We start from the raw sequence: 3,105 nt of genomic DNA on the forward strand, positions 1-3,105 counted from the left end.
GCCGAGGACCGCTACCGGGAGGCCGACGGCCATTTCGCCGGGGGCGGGCTCGGGGTGTTCGAGGCGCGGACGCGCCTGCTGTTCGGCGAATGGCTGCGCCGCCGCAACCGCCGCTCCGACGCCCGGGACGAGCTGCGCCGGGCGCACGCGGCGGCCTCGGCGATCGGCATGGAGGCGTACGCCGAACGGGCCCGGCGCGAACTGCTCGCCACCGGTGAGACCGTTCGCGCCCGGACCCCCGGCCCGCCGGTCCTGACCGCGCAGGAGGCCCGGATCGCCCGGCTCGCGGCCACCGGACACCCGAACGCGGAGATCGGGGCGCAGCTGTTCCTCAGCCCGCGCACGGTCGAGTGGCACCTGCGCAAGGTCTTCGCCAAGCTCGGGGTCTCCTCGCGCCGCGAGATCGAGGGGGCCCTGGCCGTCCGGTGAGCGCCACTGGCCGGGTGCGGTCCTCGGGGTCCGGGGCTCGTGGCGGTTCAGAGGCGGTCGGCGTCCAGCACCGCCCGGGCGAACTCCTGCGGCGCCTCCTGCGGGGTGTTGTGGCCGACGCCGGGCAGGACGCGGTGCTCGTACGGGCCGGTGAACAGGTGCCGGTAGGCCGAGCCGTCGGTGGTGGGCAGGAACGGGTCGAGGGCCGGGGCCAGGGTGAGGGAGGGCACCGTGACGGGCGGCCGGGTGGCGAGCAGCCGCTCGTAGCGGTCGTAGCGGCGTTCTCCGTCGGCCAGGCCCAGGCGCCAGCGGTAGTTGTGGACCACGATGGCGGCGTGGTCGGGGTGGTCGAACGCGGCGGCCGTCCGCTCGAAGGTGGAGTCGTCGAACTCCCAGGTCGGGGAGGCCTCCTCCCACACCAGCCGGCACAGGTCGTGCCGGTTGCGCCGGGTCTCCATGGCGGTGCGGCCGCGCTCGGTGGCGAAGTAGTACTGGTACCACCAGGTGCGCTCGGCCCGGGGCGGCAGCGGGTCCTTCTGTGCGGCGACCTGCGTGACGAGGTAGCCGCCCACCGGCACCAGGGCCTTGACCCGCCCGGGCCACAGGGCGGCGACGACGGCCGCGGTCCGCGAGCCCCAGTCGAAGCCGGCCAGGACCGCTTCGGGGATCTTCAGGGCGTCCATCAGGGCGATGACGTCCAGCGCCACCGCGGACTGCTGCGCGTTGCGGACCGTTTGCGCCGACAGGAAGGCGGTGGTGCCGTGGCCCCGCAGGTACGGGACGATCACCCGGTATCCGGCGTCCGCCAGCAGCGGCGCCACGTCCGCGAAGCTGTGGATGTCGTAGGGCCAGCCGTGCAGGCACACGACCACGGGCCCGTGCGCGGGACCGGCCTCGGCGTAGCCGATGTCGAGCACCCCGGCCCGGACCTGCTTGAGTGCGCCGAAGCCGGGGCGCCCGCCGGGGGTGGCCGGGGCCCGGCGCGGTCCGGCCTGCGGCGCGGCGGCCGCCTCCGTCGCGGCGGCGGCCGGCAGGGCACCGACCGGAAGGGCGGCGGCCGCCCCGATGCCGATCGCCGTGGTGAGGGTCCGCCTGTCGATCACGTCTGTTCCTTTCCCGGGGGCCGCCTGACGCGTCCACTCTCCACCGGCGGCCGGGGTCCGGCATCGGTCATTTGACGGTCAGTGCGTCGCGCAGCGCCGCCCGGGTCGTGACGCCCAGCTTGGGGAAGGCGCGGTACAGGTGCGAGCTGACGGTGCGCGGCGACAGGTGCATCCGCCGGCCGATCTCCTTGTTCGTCAGGCCGCTCGCGGCGAGGTCGGCGACGCGGCGCTCCTGCCAGGTCAGCGGGGCCGGGTGGGGCGGCACGGCGCGGGGCGGGGCCTCGGTCGCCTGCAGGGCGGCCCGTGCCCGCCCGCTCCAGCCGGCCGCGCCCAGCCGCTCGAAGGCCTCGGCCGCCGCGGCCAGTTGGGGGCGGGCGGCGTCCCGGCCCTGGACGTGGTGCAGCCGGAGGCCGTGTGCGAGGCGGATCCGGGCCAGCTCGAACGGGAAGCGGGCGGCGTCCGGATGGGACCGGGCGCGGGCGAACATCGCGGCGGCCTCCCGCTCGTCCGGCGCGGTGATCGCCAGCGCGCCGTAGGTGATCAGGGCCTGGCGGGGCGAGACGGCCGGGAGGTCCGCGTCGCGGGCGGCGAGGGCGTGCGCCCGGGCCTGCGCGGCGCGTCCGCTGTCGCGGGCGGCCTCGACGAGGTCGAGGAGGGTGCGCGGGGCCTGGTACGCGTACGGCCGGAACTCGCCCGGCCGGGTGAGGCCGGTGCAGTGGCGGTAGGCGGCCTCGTGGTCGCCGCGGCCCAGCGCGGCGGTCGCGGCGGCGGCGCCGGTGAGCTGGGTCAGGAACCCCAGCCCGCGCGGGCGGGCCCAGGCGTCCACCTCGGCGCACAGCTCGCGCGCCCGCTCCGTCCGGCCCTGCAGGGCGGCGAGTTGGGCCAGGTAGGCGCGGCTCTGCGCCGCGAACAGGTGGTGGCCGTGCTCGACCGCGAGGTCCAGGGCGCGCCGCCCGGTCCGCTCGGCGGCGTCCCATTCGCCGGCCGCCGTCCGGTCCAGCGTGATCAGGTGCAGCATGACCATGCCGGCGGCGACGGCCCCGGTCTCCACCTCGTGGTCCACGACGCGCCGCAGGTGCGGGCGGCAGGCGTCGAGGACGTCGAGGTGGTAGGCGGCCACGCCGAGGCGTGCGGCCTCCCAGGGTTCCAGCTCCGGCATCCGCGCGGCGGCCCGCCGCAGCGGCTCGGCCCGGCCGGCCCCGTGCCGGTTCACGTCGCTCCAGGTGTCGGCGAACAGGCGGGCCCGTTCGGTGACGAGGCCGCCCAGGGAGGCCAGGAGTGCGCGGGTGCTCTCCCAGACGGCGCGGTCCCCGCTGTACTGGCTGACCGCCAGCAGGAGGACCACCAGCCGGGTGAGCACCTCGTCGGGTGCGGTCCGGCCGCCGGCCGCGTGGTCGTCGCGGAGCCGCTCGATCGCCGCCGAGACCTGCTGCCGGGTGGAGCGCACGTCCCCGTCCTGGTAGAGCGCCTGGTAGGCGGCCGCCAGCACCGCGGCCGGGGACTGCGCCGCATCGGGCGCGAGGTCCGCCCGGGCCAGCCGGTGGGCCTGGCCGGGGCGGGCGGCGTGGCCGGC

The 3,105-nt window shown here is 77.4% G+C and carries 3 protein-coding genes; 1 reads left to right on the plus strand and 2 read right to left on the minus strand.

Features of this window, described 5'->3' with window-relative positions:
• The coding region (locus ACFVXK_RS37865; RefSeq protein ID WP_389621717.1) for a LuxR C-terminal-related transcriptional regulator at positions 1–429 on the plus strand (429 nt) is incomplete at its 5' end.
• Between the two features lie 47 nt (positions 430–476).
• Here the strand turns inward: ACFVXK_RS37865 and ACFVXK_RS37870 are convergent.
• Together ACFVXK_RS37870 and ACFVXK_RS37875 are read right to left on the minus strand one after the other, a co-directional pair.
• Positions 477–1,532, minus strand: a complete 1,056-nt coding sequence (locus ACFVXK_RS37870) for an alpha/beta fold hydrolase (RefSeq protein ID WP_389621720.1) — start codon at positions 1,530–1,532, stop codon at positions 477–479.
• A 67-nt stretch (positions 1,533–1,599) separates the two neighbouring features.
• The coding region (locus ACFVXK_RS37875; RefSeq protein WP_389621723.1) for a LuxR C-terminal-related transcriptional regulator at positions 1,600–3,105 on the minus strand (1,506 nt) is incomplete at its 5' end.

The sequence above is a fragment of the Streptomyces sp. NPDC058157 genome (genome assembly GCF_042884105.1).
In the GTDB taxonomy this organism is placed as follows: Bacteria; Actinomycetota; Actinomycetes; order Streptomycetales; family Streptomycetaceae; genus Streptomyces.